We start from the raw sequence: 17389 nt of genomic DNA on the forward strand, positions 1-17389 counted from the left end.
CCGCCGGCGGGGGGGGGGCGGGGGGGGGGGCCCGCCCCCCCGGCGTGCGCCGCGGCGGGGCCCCCCCGCCCCCTCGTGTCGGCCCGGTCCGCCTACTTCTTCACCGTCAGGCGCGCCGCGACCGGGAGGTGGTCGCTGCCCGTGCGCGGGAGGGTCCAGGAGGCCTCCGGCTTCATGCCGCGGACCATGATCTGGTCGATGCGGGCCATCGGGAACTGGGCCGGCCAGCTGAAGCCGAAGCCGTCGCCCGCCGCGCCCTGCGTCGAGCGCATCTGCGAGGTGACCTCGGACAGGGCCCGGTCGTTCATCGTGCCGTTGAGGTCGCCGAGCAGGAGGACCTTGCCCAGCGGCTCGGCGGCGAGCGCGGCCCCCAGCGCGTCGGCGCTGTTGTCGCGCTGGTTGGCGGTGAAGCCGGCGTTCAGCTTGACCCGGACCGAGGGCAGGTGGGCGACGTAGACGCCGATGTCCCCCTCGGGCGTGGCCACGGTGGTGCGCATGGCGCGGGTCCAGCCCAGCCTGATGTCGACGGGCCTGCTGGAGGTGAGCGGGTACTTGCTCCACACGCCGACCGTGCCCTCGACGGCGTGGTACTTGTACGTGCCCGCCAGGGCCTTCTCGTAGACGGGGACGGCGCTGCCCTTGAGCTCGGTCAGGGCCAGGACGTCGGCCCCGGACTTCGCCACGGACTCGGCGGTGCCCCGCGGATCGGGGTTGTCGGCGTCGACGTTGTGGGTGGCGACCATGAGGTTGCCGCCTGCGCCGGACTTGTCGGTGACCAGTCCGCCGAACAGGTTCACCCAGACCGCGGCCGTCAGCAGTATCGCGATCAGCGCGGTCGCGGACCTGCGGTAGACGGCGCCCGCCAGCAGGAGCGGGACGGCCAGGCCCAGCCAGGGCAGGAAGGTCTCGGTGAGGCTGCCGAGGTTGCCCACGTCGTTGGGCAGCTCGGCGTGCAGGATCATGACGAGCGAGATCAGCACGGCGAGCCCCGCCAGGACCAGCCCGCGGCGCCAGATGCCGCGGTCCTCTCTGAGAGCGACCAGCCGGCGCCGGAAGCGGGATCCGGAGGGCTCGGGTTCCGAGCCGCCGTTCCCCTTTTCCGTCAGATACGCCTGTGCCATGCCGCTGCCCTCACTGCCGTGCTCGCGCTCCGTCCCCGCCCCTTGACCCTAGGCGATGTACGGAGCCTTCCGTGCCCTACGTCACGACCGCCTGTCACGGTCGTACATCCGGGAGGACGAACGGCCGTACGCCAAGGGTTCCGCTTGTCACGAAACGCGCACATGGGACCGCGCAGCCCGGGCGCGGCCCCCGGGGCACTTCCGCCACGGGGCCGGCGGATGCCACCATGGTGGGTGAGTCCGGGGACGCCGTAAGGGCGCCTCGAGATGACACAAGGAGCAGTTGCAATGACGCCTGCCGTTTCGCCTGCCCGCGAACCCGCGTCCAAGACCTCCCCCACCCTGTACGGAGGCACCGGCACCCGGCGCATCACCGTCCGCGACCTGACCCTCGCCAAGGAACGCGGCGAGAAGTGGCCCATGCTCACCGCCTACGACGCGATGACCGCGTCCGTGTTCGACGAGGCCGGCATCCCGGTGATCCTCGTCGGCGACTCGATGGGCAACTGCCACCTCGGCTACGACTCCACCGTCCCGGTGACGATGGACCAGATGACCATGCTGTCGGCGGCCGTCGTACGCGGCACGAGCCGGTCGCTGGTCATCGGCGACATGCCGTTCGGCTCGTACCAGGAAGGCGCGGTGCAGGCCCTGCGCAGCGCCACCCGGCTGGTCAAGGAGGCGGGGGTCGGAGCGGTCAAGCTGGAGGGCGGCGAGCGCTCGCTGCACCAGACCGAGCTGATCGTGCAGTCCGGCATCCCCGTCATGTCCCACCTGGGGCTGACCCCACAGTCCGTGAACGCCATGGGCTACCGGGTGCAGGGCCGCGGCGACGAGGCCGCGCACCAGCTGCTGCGCGACGCCAAGGCCGCGCAGGACGCGGGCGCCTTCGCGGTGGTGCTGGAGCTGGTTCCGGCCGAGCTGGCCGCCGAGGTCACCCGGTCCCTGCACATCCCGACGGTCGGCATCGGCGCGGGCGCGGAGTGCGACGCGCAGGTGCTGGTGTGGACCGACATGATGGGGCTGACCGGCGGGAAGATGCCCAAGTTCGTGAAGCAGTACGCGCAGCTCCGCCAGACCATGGGCGACGCGGCGAAGGCCTTCGCCGAGGACGTGGTCGGCGGAACGTTCCCGCAGGCGGAGCACGCCTTCCACTGACGGGGTGAGCACGACCGACGGCCCGCCGGCTCGATGTCGGCGGGCCGTCGGCTGCCTGTCGGTCGGCTGTCGGTGGTTTGTCAGTGGCGGATGGTCCCATGGTGGACATGACGCGAATCGACAAGAACCCCCACGCCGTGGAGGTACGGGGGCTGGTCAAGCACTACGGCGAGACCAAGGCCCTTGACGGAGTTGACCTGGATGTCCGTGAGGGCACCGTGCTCGGGGTCCTCGGACCCAACGGAGCGGGCAAGACCACCCTGGTGCGCTGCCTGTCCACCCTGATCGTTCCCGACGCCGGCACCGCGACGGTCGCCGGCTTCGACGTGGTCCGCCAGCCCCGCCAGCTGCGTCGCACCATAGGCCTCACCGGCCAGTACGCCTCGGTCGACGAGAAGCTCTCCGGCTGGGAGAACCTCTACATGATCGGCCGGCTGCTCGACTTGTCCCGCAAGGACGCCCGCCGCCGCGCGGACGAGATGCTGGAGCGCTTCTCGCTCACCGACGCGGCCAAGAAGGCCGCCATGAACTACTCCGGCGGCATGCGCCGGCGGCTCGACCTCGCCGCCTCGCTGATCGGCAACCCGGCCGTGCTCTACCTGGACGAGCCGACGACCGGTCTGGACCCCCGTACCCGCAACGAGGTGTGGGACGAGGTCCAGCGGCTGGTCGCCGAGGGCGCCACCGTCCTGCTCACCACCCAGTACATGGAGGAGGCCGAGCAGCTCGCCAGTGAGCTGACGGTCATCGACCGCGGCAAGGTCATCGCCAACGGCAAGGTCGACGAGCTCAAGGCCCGCGTCGGCGGCCGCACCCTGAAGATCCGCCCCGTGGACTCCTCGGACCTGCCGGGCATGGCCCGTTCGCTGGCCGAGGCCGGGCTCGACGGCGTGGCCGGCTCGCAGGCCGTGCCGGACGAGGGCGTGCTGCTGGTGCCGATCCTGAGCGACGAGCAGCTGACCGCCGTCGTCGGCCTGCTGGCCGCCCGCGGGTACGCGATCGCCGACCTCGGCACCTACCTGCCCAGCCTCGACGAGGTGTTCCTGTCCATCACCGGACAGAAGCCCGCCACGGTCGAGGACTCCCTTTCCGCCGAGAAGCCCGAGGAGGTCGCGGCATGAGCACCGTAACCACGACGAAGCCCCATGACACCGCCGGTACCGCGGCCTCCCCGGCGGCCGCGGCCGCCGGCCACGGCGAGGGCCGGATCGGCCTGCGGGCCAACCTGCGGCACATCGGCGCGCTGGTGCGCCGCAACGCGCTGCAGATCAAGCAGGACCCCGAGTCGATGTTCGACGTCCTGTTCATGCCGATCATCTTCACGCTGCTGTTCGTGTTCGTCTTCGGCGGCGCCGTGTCGGGCAAGGGCAACCAGGGTGAGTACGTCAGCTACCTGGTCCCGGGCCTGATGGCCATGATGGGCATGAACATCGCCATGGCGGTGGGCACCGGCGTCAACGACGACTTCAAGAAGGGCGTGATGGACCGCTTCCGGTCCATGCCGATCGCCCGGTCGTCCGTACTGCTCGCCAAGATCGTCGTCGAGGTCGGCCGGATGCTGGTCGCCATCGCGATCCTGCTCTGCGTGGGCTTCATCCTCGGCCTGTCGATCCAGGGCTCGGTGCTGGACCTGTTCCTCTCCATCGGCCTGTCGGTCGTCTTCGGCGCCTCGCTGATGTGGATCTTCATCCTGCTGGGTCTGACCATGAAGACCGCGCAGGCCGTGCAGGGCATGGCGATGCTGGTCCTGATGCCGCTGCAGTTCGGCAGCTCGATCTTCGCCAAGCCGTCCACCATGCCGGGCTGGCTGCAGAGCTTCACGGACTACAACCCGCTGTCCAACCTGGCCGACGCGGCCCGCGCCCTGATCAACGGGACCCCGGTCGGCAACTCGGTGTGGATGACCCTGGCCTGGTCGCTCGCCATCACTGCGGTCACCATGCCGCTCGCGGTGCGCAAGTTCCGCCAGAAGACCTGACCGTTACGACGCGGATCAGACGAGGGCGGTGGCTTCCGGGAGGGTGAGGCCGCCGCCTTCGGCGTACGCGCTCTCGTAGGCGGTGTCGCCCAGCTCCGCCCTCGCCCTTTCCTCGGCGTAGGCGGCGTCCGTGCGTTCGGTGGGGACCTGGACGTGCCCGGGCGGCAGGTGGGTGCGGTAGGCGCCCAGAAGTCTCGCCGCGTCGGCCGGCCGGCAGGCGCTGCCGGGCCCGGCGAGGGCGACGGCGGCCGTCAGGAGGAACACGGCGGGCAGGTGCGGGGCGACCATCAGCGCCAACGGGTCCAGGGCGGCGGCCATCGCCTCCCGAACGACGGCGAGCGCGTCCTCGTACCGGCCGTCCTGATTGTCCAGCCAGGCCGTCGTGGCGAGCAGGAACACGTCGAAGACGGCGTACGCGCCGAAGGCGAACTCCTCGCGCAGGGCCCGGATCTGGGCGCGGGCCTCGGGGATCCGGCCGGTGCGGCCGAGGATCAGCGCGAGGAACATGCGGGCGGCGGGCATGGCCTCGTTGCCGTACTGCTGCACCGTGGCGACGATCTCGGAGAGGATCCTCTCGGCCTCCTCCATCTCGCCGTTCGAGGTGAGGGTGCCGGCCATCCGGACCCGGAGCACCGTCACCTGGGCCTTGGCGCCGAGGCGTTCGGCGTGTTCGATCGCGGTGCGGTAATCCTCGGCGGCCAGGGCGTACTCGCCGCGCTTCTCCCGGGCCTCGGCGCGGGCGGAGAGCGCTTCGGCGCAGCCCCAGTCGTCGCCGAGCTCGCGGAAGAGGGCGTGGCTCTCGTCGGCGTCCCGGGAGGCGTCGCCGGCCCAGTCGGCGCGGTTGGCGAGGATGTTGGCGCGGAGCTGGAGGGCCGAGGCCAGCTCCCAGCGGTAGCCGAGCTCGCGGGCGGTGTCGACGGTCGCGTCGACGACCCGCTGGAGCAGGCCGGGGTCGCCCGCGATCATGACGGCGTAGATCCAGAGCGAGGAGGGCGTCCGGCAGGTCTGCGGGAGTCCGGGCCGGTAGGTGGCGAGCACCCCGTCGATCTGGGCCCGGACCTCGGGGGCGTTCCAGTTCTCGTTGTTCTGGTCGCGGGAGGCCAGCCGGACCAGGTGGACGGCGCGCCAGGCCTCGGTGAGCAGTTCGCCGGAGTAGGGCGGGGGCGTGTCGACGAGCCGCTCGTAGACGGGCCCGGCCGGCACGAAGGGCGGTACGAAGGGGTCGGGGCCGAGGGCCGCGGCCGCCTCGGACCAGTGCCGGGACTCGGCGCGCAGGTCGTGCATGTGCCAGTACCAGCCCAGGGAGTGGATGAGGCAGAGCACCTCGCCGACGTCGCGGGCGGCGACGGCCCGGCGCAGGGCGGTACGGAGGTTCTCGTACTCGGTGGCGAGCCGGTCGGCGGCCGCGCGCTGGCCGTGGCCGCGGAGCACGGGCTCGGAGGTGCGGGCGAGTTCGCGGTAGTGGACGAGGTGGCGGCGCTCGGTGTCCTCGCGGTCGCCGGCGGCCTCGGCCAGGCGCTCGGCGGCGTACTCGGCGACGGTCTCCAGGAGGCGGTAGCGCATGCCGGAGCCGTCGGGTCCGGGGGCGGCCACGACGAGGGACTTGTCGACGAGGGAGCCGAGGACGTCGGCGACGTCGAGTCCGGTCCCGCCCGCGCAGACGGCTTCGGCGGCGGCGAGGTCGCAGCCGCCGGCGAAGACCGACAGGCGGGCGAGGACGGCCCGCTCCGGCTTGTCGAGGAGGTCCCAGGACCAGTCGACGACGGCGCGCAGGGTCTGCTGGCGGGGCAGGACCGTACGGGAGCCGCTGGTCAGGAGGCGGAAGCGGTCGTCGAGGCGGTCGGCGATCTGGCGCGGGGTGAGCAGCCGCAGCCGGGCGGCGGCCAGCTCGATGGCGAGCGGCAGGCCGTCGAGGCGGCGGCAGATCTCGGCGCAGGCGGCCGGGTCGTCGGCGACGGCGAACCCGGGCCGGGCGGCGGCCCCGCGGTCGGCCAGCAGCCGCAGCGCGACGGGGTCGGGCAGCGGCTCCACCGGGCGCAGGGTCTCCCCCGGCACGCCGAGGGGTTCGCGGCTGGTGGCGAGGACCTGCACGCCGGGGCAGCGGGCGAGGACCTCCTCGGCGAGTTCGGCGGCCGCCCCGATGACGTGCTCGCAGTTGTCGAGGAGCAGCAGCATCCGCCGCCGGGCGGCGTGCTCGACGAGCCGCTCCAGGGGGTCGGACCCGGTGCGGTCGGTCAGCGCCCGCAGCTCCTCCGCGGCGGCGGAGCGCAGCTTGGTCTCCCGCGCCCCGAGGGCGGCGAGCACGGCCTCGGCCACGTCCTCCGGGTCGTCCACGGGCGCCAGTTCGACGAGCCACACCCCGTCGGGCCAGCCTCCCGCGGCATGCGCCTCGGCGGCCTCCTGCGACAGCCGCGTCTTCCCGGCCCCGCCGGGCCCGAGCAGGGTGACGAGCCGTGCCCGGCCGAGGTCCTCGCCGATGACGCGGATGTCCTCCTCCCGCCCGACGAACGTGGTCAGCCGCGCCCGCAGATTCCCCTGGCCGGACGCCTCGGGTGCCGACGACGGGTACGGGCCGGGGCCGTCCTCCCCCGTCGGGGCGAGGAGGTCGGCGTGGAGGGCGCGGAGCGCGGGACCCGGGTCGGCGCCGAGCCGGTCGGCGAGGTCCCGGCGGACGGTGTCGTAGGCGGCCAGGGCCTCGGCCGGGCGGCCCGCGTCGCGCAGGGCCCGGATGCGCAGGGCCTGGAGCGGCTCGTCCAGCGGGTGCTGCGCGCACAGTGCGGTCAGCTCCGGCAGGGCCTGCTCGGCTCCGCCCAGGGCCAGGGCCGCCGCGAGCCGGCCCCGGCGCGCATCCGCTCGTACGGCGTCCCAGCGCGCGGCCTCCGCGGCCGGGTCCGGGAGGTCGGCCAGCGCGGGCCCGCGCCACAGGGCGAGGGCCTCGTCGTACAGGGCGGCCGCCGCGGCCGGGTCCGGTGCCTCGCCCGCGGCCCGGGTCAGCCGCTCGAAGCGGTACAGGTCGATGTCCTCCCGCTCGGCGGCCAGCAGGTAGCCGCCCTCCGCGGAGCGCACGGCCTCGTGTCCCAGCGCCCGGCGCAGCCGCGCGACCAGTGCCTGCAGGGCGGCCGGCGCGTCGGCGGGCGGGTCGGCGTCCCACACCTCGGCGACCAGCAGGTGCGCCGGGACCGCCCGCCCCGGCCGCAGCGCGAGCGCCGTCAGCAGCGCCCGCAGGCGCGCTCCGCCGACGGCGACGGGGGTCCCGTCGTCGCTCATGGCCTGGGTGGTGCCGAGGATCGTGTAACGCACCGGCCCATTGTCCCCGGACCCGCGCCCGACCCCGAACCCCTTTGTGTTCCCGGCCCGGGATAGGTTCGCCGCATGGGTCACCAGGGCAACCGCGGCGAGCGGCAGATCAGTTCCGTATTCCTCGGCATCGTCGCCGTCATGGCGGTCACCGGCTGGGCCGTGTGGACGGGGTACTCGACGAGCACCGGGCTCGCGGTGTTCCTCTTCGTGACCTCGGCGTGGATCGTCTCGCTCTGCCTCCACGAGTACGCGCACGCCCGCACCGCCCTGCACAGCGGCGACCTCTCGGTCGGCGCCAAGGGCTACCTGACGCTGAATCCCCTCAAGTACACGCACGCGCTGCTCAGCATCATCCTGCCGGTGATCTTCGTGATCCTGGGCGGTCTCGGCCTGCCCGGCGGCGCGGTGTACATCGAGCGCGACCGGATCCAGGGCCGCTGGAAGCACAGCCTCATCTCGGCGGCGGGCCCGCTGACGAACGTGGCCTTCGCGGTCGTGTGCACGGCCCCGTTCTGGCTGGACGCCCTCGACGGCGTCCCGCAGGCCTTCCGCTTCGCGCTCGCCTTCCTCGCCCTGCTCCAGGTCTCGGCGGCGATCCTGAACTTCCTGCCGGTACCGGGCCTGGACGGCTACGGGGTGATCGAGCCCTGGCTGTCGTACCGGGTCCGCCGCGAGGTGGCGCCGCTGGCACCGTTCGGCCTGATCGCGGTCTTCGCCCTCCTGTGGATCCCGGAGGTCAACGCGTTCTTCTTCGACGTGGTGCGCGACGTGCTGTCCGGGCTGGGCGTGTCCGACCTGGAGACGTACTGCGGCCGCGACCTCTACCGCTTCTGGCAGGACACCAACGGCTTCTGCGCGATCCCGCAGTCCTGAGGGCCTCCGGCGGGCCCGCTACGCCGCGGGGCGCGGCCCGGCGGCGGCCTTTTCGGCCTTCGCCTTGCGCATGTAGTACCAGGCCATGTTGGACGTGAGGCCCGCCAGCAGCACCCAGATGATCCCGAGGTAGCTGCCCTCCACGAAGGCGACGACGGCCGCGGCCACCGCAAGGACGCAGACGACAACGGCGAAGACGGCAAGGCGGGGCATGGGAAGAGCTCCTCGGGGACACACAACGGGGTCGAGCCCCTCCAGTGTCCCCCATGCCCCGCAGTGCTCCCGTAAAGACCACGAGGGCCGCCGCCGGGACTCGGCCCCGGCGGCCGGACGGCCGTGCGGCTCAGACGTCCGTGACGCGCAGGCCCGCGTGGGCCTTGTAGCGGCGGTTGGTGGAGATCAGGTTGGCGACCAGCGATTCGACCTGGTGGGCGTTGCGCAGGCGGCCGGCGAAGACGCCGCGCATGCCCGGGATGCGGGCGGCCAGGGCCTGGACGAGGTCCGTGTCCGCGCGGGCCTCGCCGAGGACCATCACGTCGGTGTCGATCTCGTCGATCGACTCGTCCTGGAGGAGGACCGCCGAGAGGTGGTGGAAGGCCGCCGTGACGCGGGAGTCCGGGAGCAGGGCGGCGGCCTGCTGGGCGGCGCTGCCCTCCTCGACCCGGAGGGCGTAGGCGCCCTGCTTGTCGAAGCCCAGCGGGTTCACGCAGTCCACGACGAGCTTGCCTGCGAGGTCCTCGCGCAGGGCTTCGAGGGTCTTGGCGTGGCCTTCCCACGGCACCGCGATGATGACGATGTCGCTGCGGCGCGCGCATTCGGCGTTGTCGGCGCCCTCCACGCCGAGGCCCAGTTCCTCGGCGGCGGTCCGCGCGCGGTCGGCGGCGCGGGAGCCGATGATCACCTTCTGTCCGGCCCGGGCGAGGCGGTAGGCCAGGCCGCGCCCCTGGTCGCCGGTGCCGCCGAGGACGCCGACGACGAGGCCGGAGACGTCCGGGAGGTCCCACGGGTCCTTGGCCGGTGCCTTCGCGGGGGGCTGCTGCGTGCTGTCTGTGGAGGTCATGGGGGCGAGGGTAACCCCGAGATCCACAGAGTCGAATGGGGTGGGGCGGGGGGATCGGGGGGGAAGCGCTCCCCTATGTCCGTTGTATACGGCAGGATGCGCGTATGGATGCCGTCAGAGTCGCGCTGCTGCGTGAGGTCCTCGCCGGTACGCAGTGGCCGGGCGCCGCGCGCCGGTTCGCCGGGTCGCTGCGGCGCTCGGTCGTGCCGGCCGGCGGGAACCTGCTGCTGGTGGGCACCGAGCAGTACGAGCCCTGGCATCTGGCGGCGCACCTGGTGGACGAGGCCGCCTGGTCGGGGCTGCCGGAGCTGGCGCCCACGCTCGTACGCCACCACGTGCTGCCCGGCGAGCCGCCGCACCTCTCGGTGGGGCTGGGCAGGCTGGAGGCGGCCCGGCGCGGGCACACGCTGCTGGTGGTGGCTCCCGAGGAGCCGGGCGAGGGGCTGCTGGAGCGGGTGCACGACGCCCGGCGCGCGGGGGCGACCGTACTGTCGCTGGACGGCGGGGATCCGGATCTGCGGACGCTCGCGCACGACGCGCTGTCGGTGGCGCGGGGAACCGCCGAGCTGGATCTGGACACGGTGCAGCACCTGGTGAGCGCGGCGGCCGGGGAGAACAGCCTGCCGGTGCAGCGCGGTCCGCGCCGCTTCCGGGACCGGCTGGCGCGGCTGGCCGATCAGCTGACCGCCCCGCCGCCCAGTCGCTGGTAGGAGGAGGAAGGGTGGGAGGGGCCTACGGCGCCGTTCCTTCCTCGTCCTCGCGGGTCTTGTCGTTCCACTTCGGGTCGTTCTGCCATTCGAGGTTGCGTTCCTCCGCCGTCGCCATGGCGTGGGCGGCCTCCTCGGGCGTCCCGTAAGGGCCGAAACGGTCCTTCGCCGGGCACTCGGGGCCTTCTTCGACCTTCTTGTGGACCAGGCAGTAGTACCACTCGCCCGGTTTGCCCACCTGGCGCTTCTTGAACAGGGCCATCGCTGTCAGGCTCCTCTCGATACCGCTCTCTGCCGCCATGCTGCCCCATCCCCGCTGGATACACTCGCTTGCATGTCTGGCCAGTCGCTGCTCGTACCAGGCGAGCTTTCTCCCGTCCGTTCCGTTCCCGGAAACATCCGCCGGCCCGAGTACGTGGGCAGGCCCGCGCCCACGCCGTACACCGGACCGGAGGTGCAGTCGGCCGAGACCATCGAGGCCATGCGCATCGCCGGCCGGATCGCCGCCCAGGCGATGGAAGAGGCCGCCAAGCTGATCGCCCCGGGGGTGACCACCGACGAGCTGGACCGGGTCGCGCACGCGTACATGTGCGACCACGGCGCCTACCCGTCGACGCTGGGCTACCGGGGCTTCCCGAAGTCCCTGTGCTCCTCGGTCAACGAGGTCATCTGTCACGGCATCCCCGATTCCACCGTCCTGCGCGACGGCGACATCGTGAACCTCGACGTGACCGCGTACATCGGCGGCGTGCACGGCGACAACAACGCCACCTACCTGTGCGGGGAGGTGGACGAGGAGTCGCGGCTGCTGGTGGAGCGGACGCGCGAGGCGCTGAACCGGGCCATCAAGGCCGTCAAGCCGGGCCGCCAGATCAACATCATCGGCCGGGTCATCGAGTCGTACGCGAAGCGCTTCGGCTACGGGGTGGTCCGGGACTTCACCGGCCACGGCATCAACTCGTCCTTCCACTCCGGCCTGATCATCCCGCACTACGACAGCCCGCACGCCACCACCGTCATCGAGCCCGGGATGACCTTCACCATCGAGCCGATGCTGACCCTGGGCACCCACGAGTACGACATGTGGGCGGACGGCTGGACGGTCGTCACGAAGGACCGCAAGCGGACCGCGCAGTTCGAGCACACGCTGGTGGTGACGGACAGCGGGGCGGACATCCTGACCCTGCCGTAGCCGGGCTCGGGAGCGGATTTTTTACCGACAAGGCGTCGGGAACACATTGACTTAGGCATACCTAAGTAGGAGGATCGGGTGTGGCGGCACGGCCGCCACGCCTGTTTCCCCTTTCTGGAGGTCCGTCTTGGACGCCTTCTCTACGGTCATTCGCGTCGCTTCGCACGAGCAGCACACCGAGGCGGAGACGTCGACCTTCATGAGCGACCTGCTGGGCGGGCGGCTCGGCGTGGACGCGTACACGCGCTACACCGAGCAGCTGTGGTTCGTGTACCGGGCCCTGGAGGACGCGGCCGAGTCCCTCAAGGACGACCCGGTCGCCGGACCCTTCATCCGGCCCGAGCTGATGCGCGTCGCCGAGATCGAGCGGGACCTGGCGCACCTGCTGGGCCCGGACTGGCAGCGGGCGGTGGCGGCGCTGCCGGCGACCGAGGCCTACGCGGCCCGGGTCGCGCAGTGCGCGGCCGAGTGGCCGGGCGGGTACGTCGCCCACCACTACACGCGCTACCTGGGCGACCTCTCCGGCGGCCAGATCATCCGCGACAAGGCGGAGCGGACCTGGGGCTTCGAGCGCAAGGGCGACGGCGTCCGCTTCTACGTCTTCGCGGACATCGCCAACCCTGCGGCCTTCAAGCGGACCTACCGCGAGCTGCTCGACGCGATAGCCGCGGACGACCTGGAGAAGCAGCGCATCATCGACGAGTGCAAGCGCGCCTTCGACTTCAACGGCGCGGTCTTCCGCGAGCTGGGCGAGCAGTTCCGGCTCAGCGCGTAGCCGCATTGAGCGGGAAGGGCCGGTCCGGTGCACGGCGCACCGGACCGGCCCTTCCCGCGTCCGCCGGAACGGGACCGGTCAGCCGTGGGCCGCGGCCGGCGCCGCCGTGCGGGCGAAGCGGACGCGGCCGCCGATCTCGATCGTGCCGTCGGGGCCGGGGGCGGTGAGGATCTGGGAGCCCGCGCCCTGGGTGATGTTCAGGGCGCGGTTCAGCTGGGCGGTCAGCAGGAGCGCCGCCGAGCCGGTGGCCTCGTCCTCCGCGATGACCCCGTCGGCACGGCGCGGAAAGCCGCGGGCCCGTACCCGGCCCGCGGCCTCGTCCTCCCAGGCCCACGCGTACAGCCAGCCCTCGCCCGGCGGCGGGGCGGGCAGCGCCTCGACCTCGGCGACGGATCCGTACTGCTCGGTGCGCTTGCCCTCGACCCACTCGGCGCGGGCCGTGATCCACGTGAACTCCCCGTCGTCACGGGCCCATACGGAGCCCGCCGGCGGCTGGAGCTCCTCGATGTCCAGCAGCCAGGCGAGCCCGACCAGCGGGTGTCCGGCGAAGGCCATGCGGGTGCCGGGGGTGCGGATGTCGACGACCCCGCGCTCGGGGTCGTCGACGAACACCGTCTCGCTGTAGCCCAGTTCGGCGGCCAGCGCCTGCCGCGAGGCGTCGTCGGGGCAGGTCCGCCCGTCGCGTACGACACCGAGCAGGTTGCCGAACCGGCCGTCGGCCGCGCAGAAGACCCTCAGGACGTCCAGATCGTTCACGCGGGCATTCAAGCACGGCTCAGCGCCGGGCCGTGCGTCGCCTGCGGGCGAACCAGACCGCGCCCGCCCCGGCCGCGATCACCGTGCCGGAGGCGGCGAGCAGGGCCCCGGCCGGAATCTCGGCGCCGGTGGCGGCGAGGCTGCCGCCCACGGAGGCGGGGGCGAGGCCCGTACCGCCGGCGCTCGTGCTGCCGGCACTCGCACCGACGGCGGTCGTGCCGCCCGTCGTCGGGAGGGTGACGTCCTTGTCCACCGCCACGGAGAGGCTGACCGGGTCGATCGGGTCGCCCGCCTTGTACCTCGAGCCGGTGGTGCCGTTGGCGAAGGCGGCCGCGCCCTCGGCGGTGAAGGCCGCGGGCACCGCGTTGAGCGCCAGCAGGCCGCCCGTGGTCTTGTAGTCGGTCTTCGACAGGTCGAGCGTGGCGAAGGGGACGCCCGTCTTGCTGCCGGAGGCGTTCGTGACGTCCACGTACAGGGTGCCGGTCTTCCCGGTGGCGGCTACGCGGGGGTTGCCGAAGGTCATGTCGATGCCGTGGGCCGCGTACTGGAAGCGCAGGTTCCCCTCGAACGAGGCGTTCAGCTTCTGCTTCTTGACGTCCAGCTCGCCCTTGCCGAAGGCGAAGTCGAAGAGGGCGCCGTTCTTGGCGGCTCCGCCGGCCGGGGTGATCGAGCCCCCGTTCAGCACGTAGCTGCGGAAGGACTCCTTCACGCCCCAGGTCACCTTGCCGCCGAGTATCTTCTGCGGGCCGTCGGCCGGGGCGGTGGGCCGCGGGGTGGCGGCCGCGGTCTTGGTGGGGGCCGGCTTCGGGGTGGTCGGCTTCGGCTCCGGGGGCGTGGGCTTCTCGAACTCCAGCTTCGCGGTGAGCGGGTCGCCGTCCTTGTCCTTGTACGAAGCCGAACCGAGCGCGTCCGCGGCCTCCTGGGTGAGCTTGGTCGCCAGGTTGGTCATCGCGGGGCCGCCGAAGGCCACCGTGGCCAGCGGCACGTCGTGGGTCGTCGTACCGCCCTTGGTGACGTCCGCGGTGACCTTCTTGGTGCCGGTGTCGATGCGGAAGTCCGAGAGCTTGACCTCGAAGCCGTGGCCGGTGGGCGGGGCGGGCGAGGAAAAGGTGACGCTGCCCTTGAAGGCCGCCTTCACCACGTGGCCGGCGGCGGGCTCGTACTGGCCGGTCGGCTCGCCGAAGTGCAGGGTGCCGTCCGCGTTCTGCTTGGCTCCGTCCGCGAGGGTGATGGTGCCCTTGGCCATGCCGGTCACGTAGGCGCGGTAGCTCGCGAGCACGCCCCAGTCGAGGGAGCCGCCGACGATCTTCATCGGCGCGGTGGGGGGTCCGTCCGCGGCCGTCGCGGGCAGGACCAGGGCGGTGGAGCCGAGCGCGGCGGCGGTGAGGACGGCGGCCGCGAAGGCGATCGGGCGGCGGTGGAACGACATGGCTGGGAACTCCCGGGGCGAGAGGGGCGGGTTGGAGCTACGGGGGGTGGGGCGGGCGGCTACCGCGGCGCGTCGGCGGACGCTTCGCCGCTCTCGGCGGCGGCAGCGGCAGCGGCAGCGGCCACCTCCGTACGGCGCTTGCGGACCACCAGGAAGCCGGCGCCGCCGGCCAGGACCAGTACGGCCGCGGCCAGGGCCGCGTACAGCCCGGTGTTCGAGGACTCCTCGGCCGCGTTCCGGGCCGGGAGCGGCGCGGGCGAGGCCGGCGGGGGCGAGGCGGTGGAGCCCAGGTCGGGCAGGGCCGGCAGCTTCGCGGTGGCGTCGAGGGCGACGGCGAGCGAGACGGGGTCCATCTCCGTGCCCGCCTTGTACATCGAGTTGAAGGCCTGGGACCCGCCCTCGGTGAGGACGGCCGGGGCTTCGGCCAGGGTGGCCAGCCCGCCCTCGGTCTTCATGCCCTTGGCGTCGAACTCCACCAGCGCGACGGCGTTCTTCGTCTGTCCGCCGGTGGTGACATCGGCGGACAGCACGCCCTTGCCGTTCTCCACCTTGACGACGACCTTGCCGAGCGTGAGGTCCATGTGGGTGCCGGTGAAGCGGACGCTGCCGGCGAAGGCGGCGTCAAGGGTGCCCTTCGCGCCGTCGTACGCACCCTTGCCCTGCGGGAAGCGGAACAGCGCGCCGCCGTCCTGGGCCCCCTCGGCGAGGGTCCACTTGCCCTGGCCCACGGACCCGGTGACGTACTCGCGGAAGGTGCGGCGGACACCCCAGTCGACGGCGGCGTCCGCGAAGGAGCCCTGCGCCTGCGGGGTTCCGGCCGGGGCGCTCACCGTCGGCGAAGGCTCCGCCGCCGGGGCCGTCTTGACGTCGGCGGAGAACGAGACGGGGTCGAGCTGCGCGCCGGCCGCGTAGTAGCCGGCGAAGGCCTGGGCGCCCTCCTCCGTGAGCGTCGCCGCGACGTTGGAGAGGGCGATCGGACTGCCGCCGCCCTTCATGTTCACCCCGCCGAGACCCAGCGTGGCGAAGGGCACCTGGGACCGGCTGGTGACCGCACCGGTGTCCTTGGCCTTGCTGGAGACGTCCGCGTACAGCACGCCCTTCCCGCCGCTGATCTTGACGGTGGGCCGGCTGACGGTCATGTCCAACTCGAAGACGCCGTCGGACTTCTGGTGGCCCTGGAAGGTCACCCCGCCCGCGTACGAGGCCTCGAAGGCGCCGGAGTCCGGGTCGTACGAGCCGGCCGCCGAGTGGAAGCGGAACAGGCTGCCGCCGACCGTGGCGGCCCCGCTCTTCAGCTGGAAAGCGCCTTTCGCGACCGGCCCGGTGACATAACTCTGGAAAGACGATTTGATGCCCCAGTCGAGTCGGCCGCCCTGTACGGTGCCCGCCTGAGCGGCGGTGGCCGGGAGCAGCGCCCCCAGCAGGGCCGCCAACAACGCGACGGCGAAGGCGCGGACGGGTCTCGCGGACATGAATGTCCCTCCAAGGTCTGGCAAGCAAGGTTAGGCTAACCTAAGCTACCCCTGGCCGGGTTCGGAACCCCCCGGTCCCCAGAACCTCAGTCGGACGATCAGGACGGTGCCTTCGTGCCTACGCCCGCCGCGTCACACCGCGTCACCCGCATCGCTCTTGCCGTGGCAGCACTGGCACTCGCGCTGACGGGCTGCGGAGGTACGGCCACCACCCCGGGCTCATCCGCCCCCGCCACCGCCGACCGGGTCGAGCCCCTCACCCCATCGCCGCTCCCCGCACTGCCCGTCACGGTGCCCTCCGCCGACGGCTCCGCCGTCACGGTCACCTCGGCGGACCGGGTCGTCCCCCTGACCGGCAGCCTCAACGAGATCGTCCACACCCTGGGCCTCGGCCCGCAGGTCGTCGCGCGGGACATCACCGCCACCTTCGAACAGGCCGCCCGGCTCCCCGTGGTGACCCGCGGTCACGACGTCTCCGCCGAAAGCGTCCTGTCCCTGCGCCCGACCCTCGTCCTGGCGGAGACCACCAGCGGCCCGGCCGAAGCGATGCAGCAGATCCGCGACGCCGGCATCCCCGTCCTCGTCGTGGCCCCGGCCAAGTCCCTGGACGACGTACCGAAGCGCATCGACACCGTGGCCGGCGCCCTCGGCGTCAAGGACGCGGGCACCCAGCTGAACCAGCGCACCGCGGACCGCATCGCGGCCGCCCGCAAGGCGATCCCCACCGCCTCGGGGAAGAAGCCCCGGGTGGCCTTCCTCTACCTGCGCGGCACCGCGTCGGTCTACCTGCTCGGCGGCTCCGACTCCGGCGCCGCCTCGCTCCTGGAGGCGGCCGGCGCCGTCGACACCGGCAAGGAGTCCGGACTGGGCAAGGACTTCACCCCGATCACCAGCGAGGCCCTGGCGGCTGCCGCGCCCGACGCGATCCTGGTCATGTCCAAGGGCCTCGAATCGGTCGGCGGCACCAACGGCCTGATCAAGATCCCGGGCGTAGCCCAGACCCCGGCCGGCATGGACCGCCGCGTGGTCACGATCGACGACGGTGTCCTCCTGAACTACGGCCCCCGCACCGACCAGGTCCTCACCTCCCTGATCACCCAGCTCTACGGCAAGGCCGCCTGAAGTGACCCTCCCCTACGACCCCCAGCGCACCGGTTCCGACCGGGCCGGGAGCCTGCCGGAGCAGCCCACCGGTTCCGACCGGGCCGGGAGCCTGCCGGAGCAGCCCACCGGTTCCGACCGGGCCGGGAGCCTGCCGGAGCAGCCCGCCGGTTCCGACGGGGCCGGGTGTGTGCCGGGGCGCCCCCGCAGGGCGCCGAACGCAATAGGGCTGTCACCCTCCGACCCCTCGCCACGTTCGGCGCCCGAGGAGGTGCCCCGGCGCGCGCCCGGCCCCGTCGGAACCGGCCCCGCGGCGTCGGCCACCCCCGAGCCCTGCGGGCGGCCTTCCCCACCCCGCCCCTTCCCGAAACCGGGGCTCCGCCCCAGACCCCGCGCCTCAAACGCCGGCGAGGCTGGATATGCCGCCGCGCGGCAATTCCAGCCCGCCCGGCGTTTGAGGGCACGGG

At 72.8% G+C, this 17389-nt stretch carries 16 protein-coding genes; 8 read left to right on the plus strand and 8 right to left on the minus strand.

Translation table 11 applies throughout. The features are described 5' to 3' along the window. Positions 1–92: 92 nt before the first annotated feature. Positions 93–1121 carry an endonuclease/exonuclease/phosphatase family protein gene (locus ACFWBN_RS38255; protein ID WP_385185990.1) on the minus strand — a complete coding sequence of 343 codons (1029 nt, stop codon included), beginning with the start codon at positions 1119–1121 and terminating at the stop codon, positions 93–95. A gap of 288 nt (positions 1122–1409) precedes the next feature. Between ACFWBN_RS38255 and panB the strand changes: the two genes are divergently transcribed. The 3 genes from panB to ACFWBN_RS38270 all read left to right on the plus strand — a co-directional run bounded on the left by panB (position 1410) and on the right by ACFWBN_RS38270 (position 4257). After that, positions 1410–2279 (plus strand): 3-methyl-2-oxobutanoate hydroxymethyltransferase, encoded by an 870-nt coding sequence (gene panB, locus ACFWBN_RS38260; protein WP_385185993.1) that lies wholly within the window; start codon positions 1410–1412, stop codon positions 2277–2279. A 98-nt stretch (positions 2280–2377) separates the two neighbouring features. After that, complete coding sequence (locus ACFWBN_RS38265; RefSeq protein ID WP_385185996.1) at positions 2378–3400, plus strand: ATP-binding cassette domain-containing protein; 1023 nt, start codon at positions 2378–2380, stop codon at positions 3398–3400. Continuing rightward, entirely contained in the window at positions 3397–4257 is an 861-nt protein-coding gene (locus ACFWBN_RS38270; RefSeq protein ID WP_385185998.1) for an ABC transporter permease, read from the plus strand. Before ACFWBN_RS38265 ends, ACFWBN_RS38270 begins: the two co-directional genes overlap by 4 nt. Positions 4258–4272: 15 nt before the next feature. On the opposite strand, the gene ACFWBN_RS38275 is transcribed toward ACFWBN_RS38270, so the two are convergent. Further along, on the minus strand, positions 4273–7524 hold the full coding sequence (locus tag ACFWBN_RS38275) for a BTAD domain-containing putative transcriptional regulator (protein ID WP_385186034.1): 3252 nt from the start codon (positions 7522–7524) through the stop codon (positions 4273–4275). A 105-nt stretch (positions 7525–7629) separates the two neighbouring features. Between ACFWBN_RS38275 and ACFWBN_RS38280 the strand changes: the two genes are divergently transcribed. Further along, positions 7630–8430, plus strand: a complete 801-nt coding sequence (locus ACFWBN_RS38280) for a site-2 protease family protein (RefSeq protein ID WP_385186001.1) — start codon at positions 7630–7632, stop codon at positions 8428–8430. Between the two features lie 18 nt (positions 8431–8448). On the opposite strand, the gene ACFWBN_RS38285 is transcribed toward ACFWBN_RS38280, so the two are convergent. Further along, complete coding sequence (locus tag ACFWBN_RS38285) at positions 8449–8643, minus strand: hypothetical protein (RefSeq protein WP_385186004.1); 195 nt, start codon at positions 8641–8643, stop codon at positions 8449–8451. Positions 8644–8773: 130 nt separating this feature from the next. Further along, complete coding sequence (gene npdG, locus ACFWBN_RS38290; RefSeq protein ID WP_385186007.1) at positions 8774–9490, minus strand: NADPH-dependent F420 reductase; 717 nt, start codon at positions 9488–9490, stop codon at positions 8774–8776. 104 nt (positions 9491–9594) lie between these two features. On the opposite strand from npdG, the gene ACFWBN_RS38295 reads away from it, so the two are divergent. Then, positions 9595–10200, plus strand: coding sequence for a hypothetical protein (locus ACFWBN_RS38295; RefSeq protein WP_385186010.1), 606 nt, complete (start codon positions 9595–9597; stop codon positions 10198–10200). 22 nt (positions 10201–10222) lie between these two features. Here the strand turns inward: ACFWBN_RS38295 and ACFWBN_RS38300 are convergent, their stop codons facing one another. Continuing rightward, a complete protein-coding gene (locus tag ACFWBN_RS38300; RefSeq protein WP_385186013.1) occupies positions 10223–10459 on the minus strand; it encodes a hypothetical protein in 237 nt (78 codons plus the stop codon). Between the two features lie 72 nt (positions 10460–10531). Between ACFWBN_RS38300 and map the strand changes: the two genes are divergently transcribed. Further along, positions 10532–11389 carry a type I methionyl aminopeptidase gene (gene map, locus ACFWBN_RS38305; RefSeq protein WP_385186015.1) on the plus strand — a complete coding sequence of 286 codons (858 nt, stop codon included), beginning with the start codon at positions 10532–10534 and terminating at the stop codon, positions 11387–11389. 127 nt (positions 11390–11516) lie between these two features. After that, positions 11517–12164 (plus strand): heme oxygenase (biliverdin-producing), encoded by a 648-nt coding sequence (locus ACFWBN_RS38310; protein ID WP_385186018.1) that lies wholly within the window; start codon positions 11517–11519, stop codon positions 12162–12164. 78 nt (positions 12165–12242) lie between these two features. Here ACFWBN_RS38310 and ACFWBN_RS38315 read toward each other — a convergent pair whose 3' ends face one another. Genes ACFWBN_RS38315 through ACFWBN_RS38325 form a run of 3 tightly spaced genes read right to left on the minus strand, consistent with a single transcriptional unit; the run spans position 12243 to position 15821 of the window. Further along, positions 12243–12920 (minus strand): PhzF family phenazine biosynthesis protein, encoded by a 678-nt coding sequence (locus ACFWBN_RS38315; RefSeq protein WP_385186021.1) that lies wholly within the window; start codon positions 12918–12920, stop codon positions 12243–12245. A 19-nt stretch (positions 12921–12939) separates the two neighbouring features. Further along, the gene (locus tag ACFWBN_RS38320) at positions 12940–14349 is read right to left on the minus strand and encodes an HtaA domain-containing protein (RefSeq protein WP_385186026.1); all 1410 of its coding nucleotides are present in this window, start codon (positions 14347–14349) and stop codon (positions 12940–12942) included. 59 nt (positions 14350–14408) lie between these two features. After that, positions 14409–15821, minus strand: coding sequence for an HtaA domain-containing protein (locus tag ACFWBN_RS38325; RefSeq protein WP_385186029.1), 1413 nt, complete (start codon positions 15819–15821; stop codon positions 14409–14411). A 114-nt stretch (positions 15822–15935) separates the two neighbouring features. Between ACFWBN_RS38325 and ACFWBN_RS38330 the strand changes: the two genes are divergently transcribed. After that, positions 15936–16943, plus strand: coding sequence for a hemin ABC transporter substrate-binding protein (locus tag ACFWBN_RS38330; RefSeq protein ID WP_385186032.1), 1008 nt, complete (start codon positions 15936–15938; stop codon positions 16941–16943). The last annotated feature ends 446 nt before the right edge of the window (positions 16944–17389 follow it).

Source organism: Streptomyces sp. NPDC059989 (genome assembly GCF_042736975.1).
In the GTDB taxonomy this organism is placed as follows: domain Bacteria; phylum Actinomycetota; class Actinomycetes; order Streptomycetales; family Streptomycetaceae; genus Streptomyces.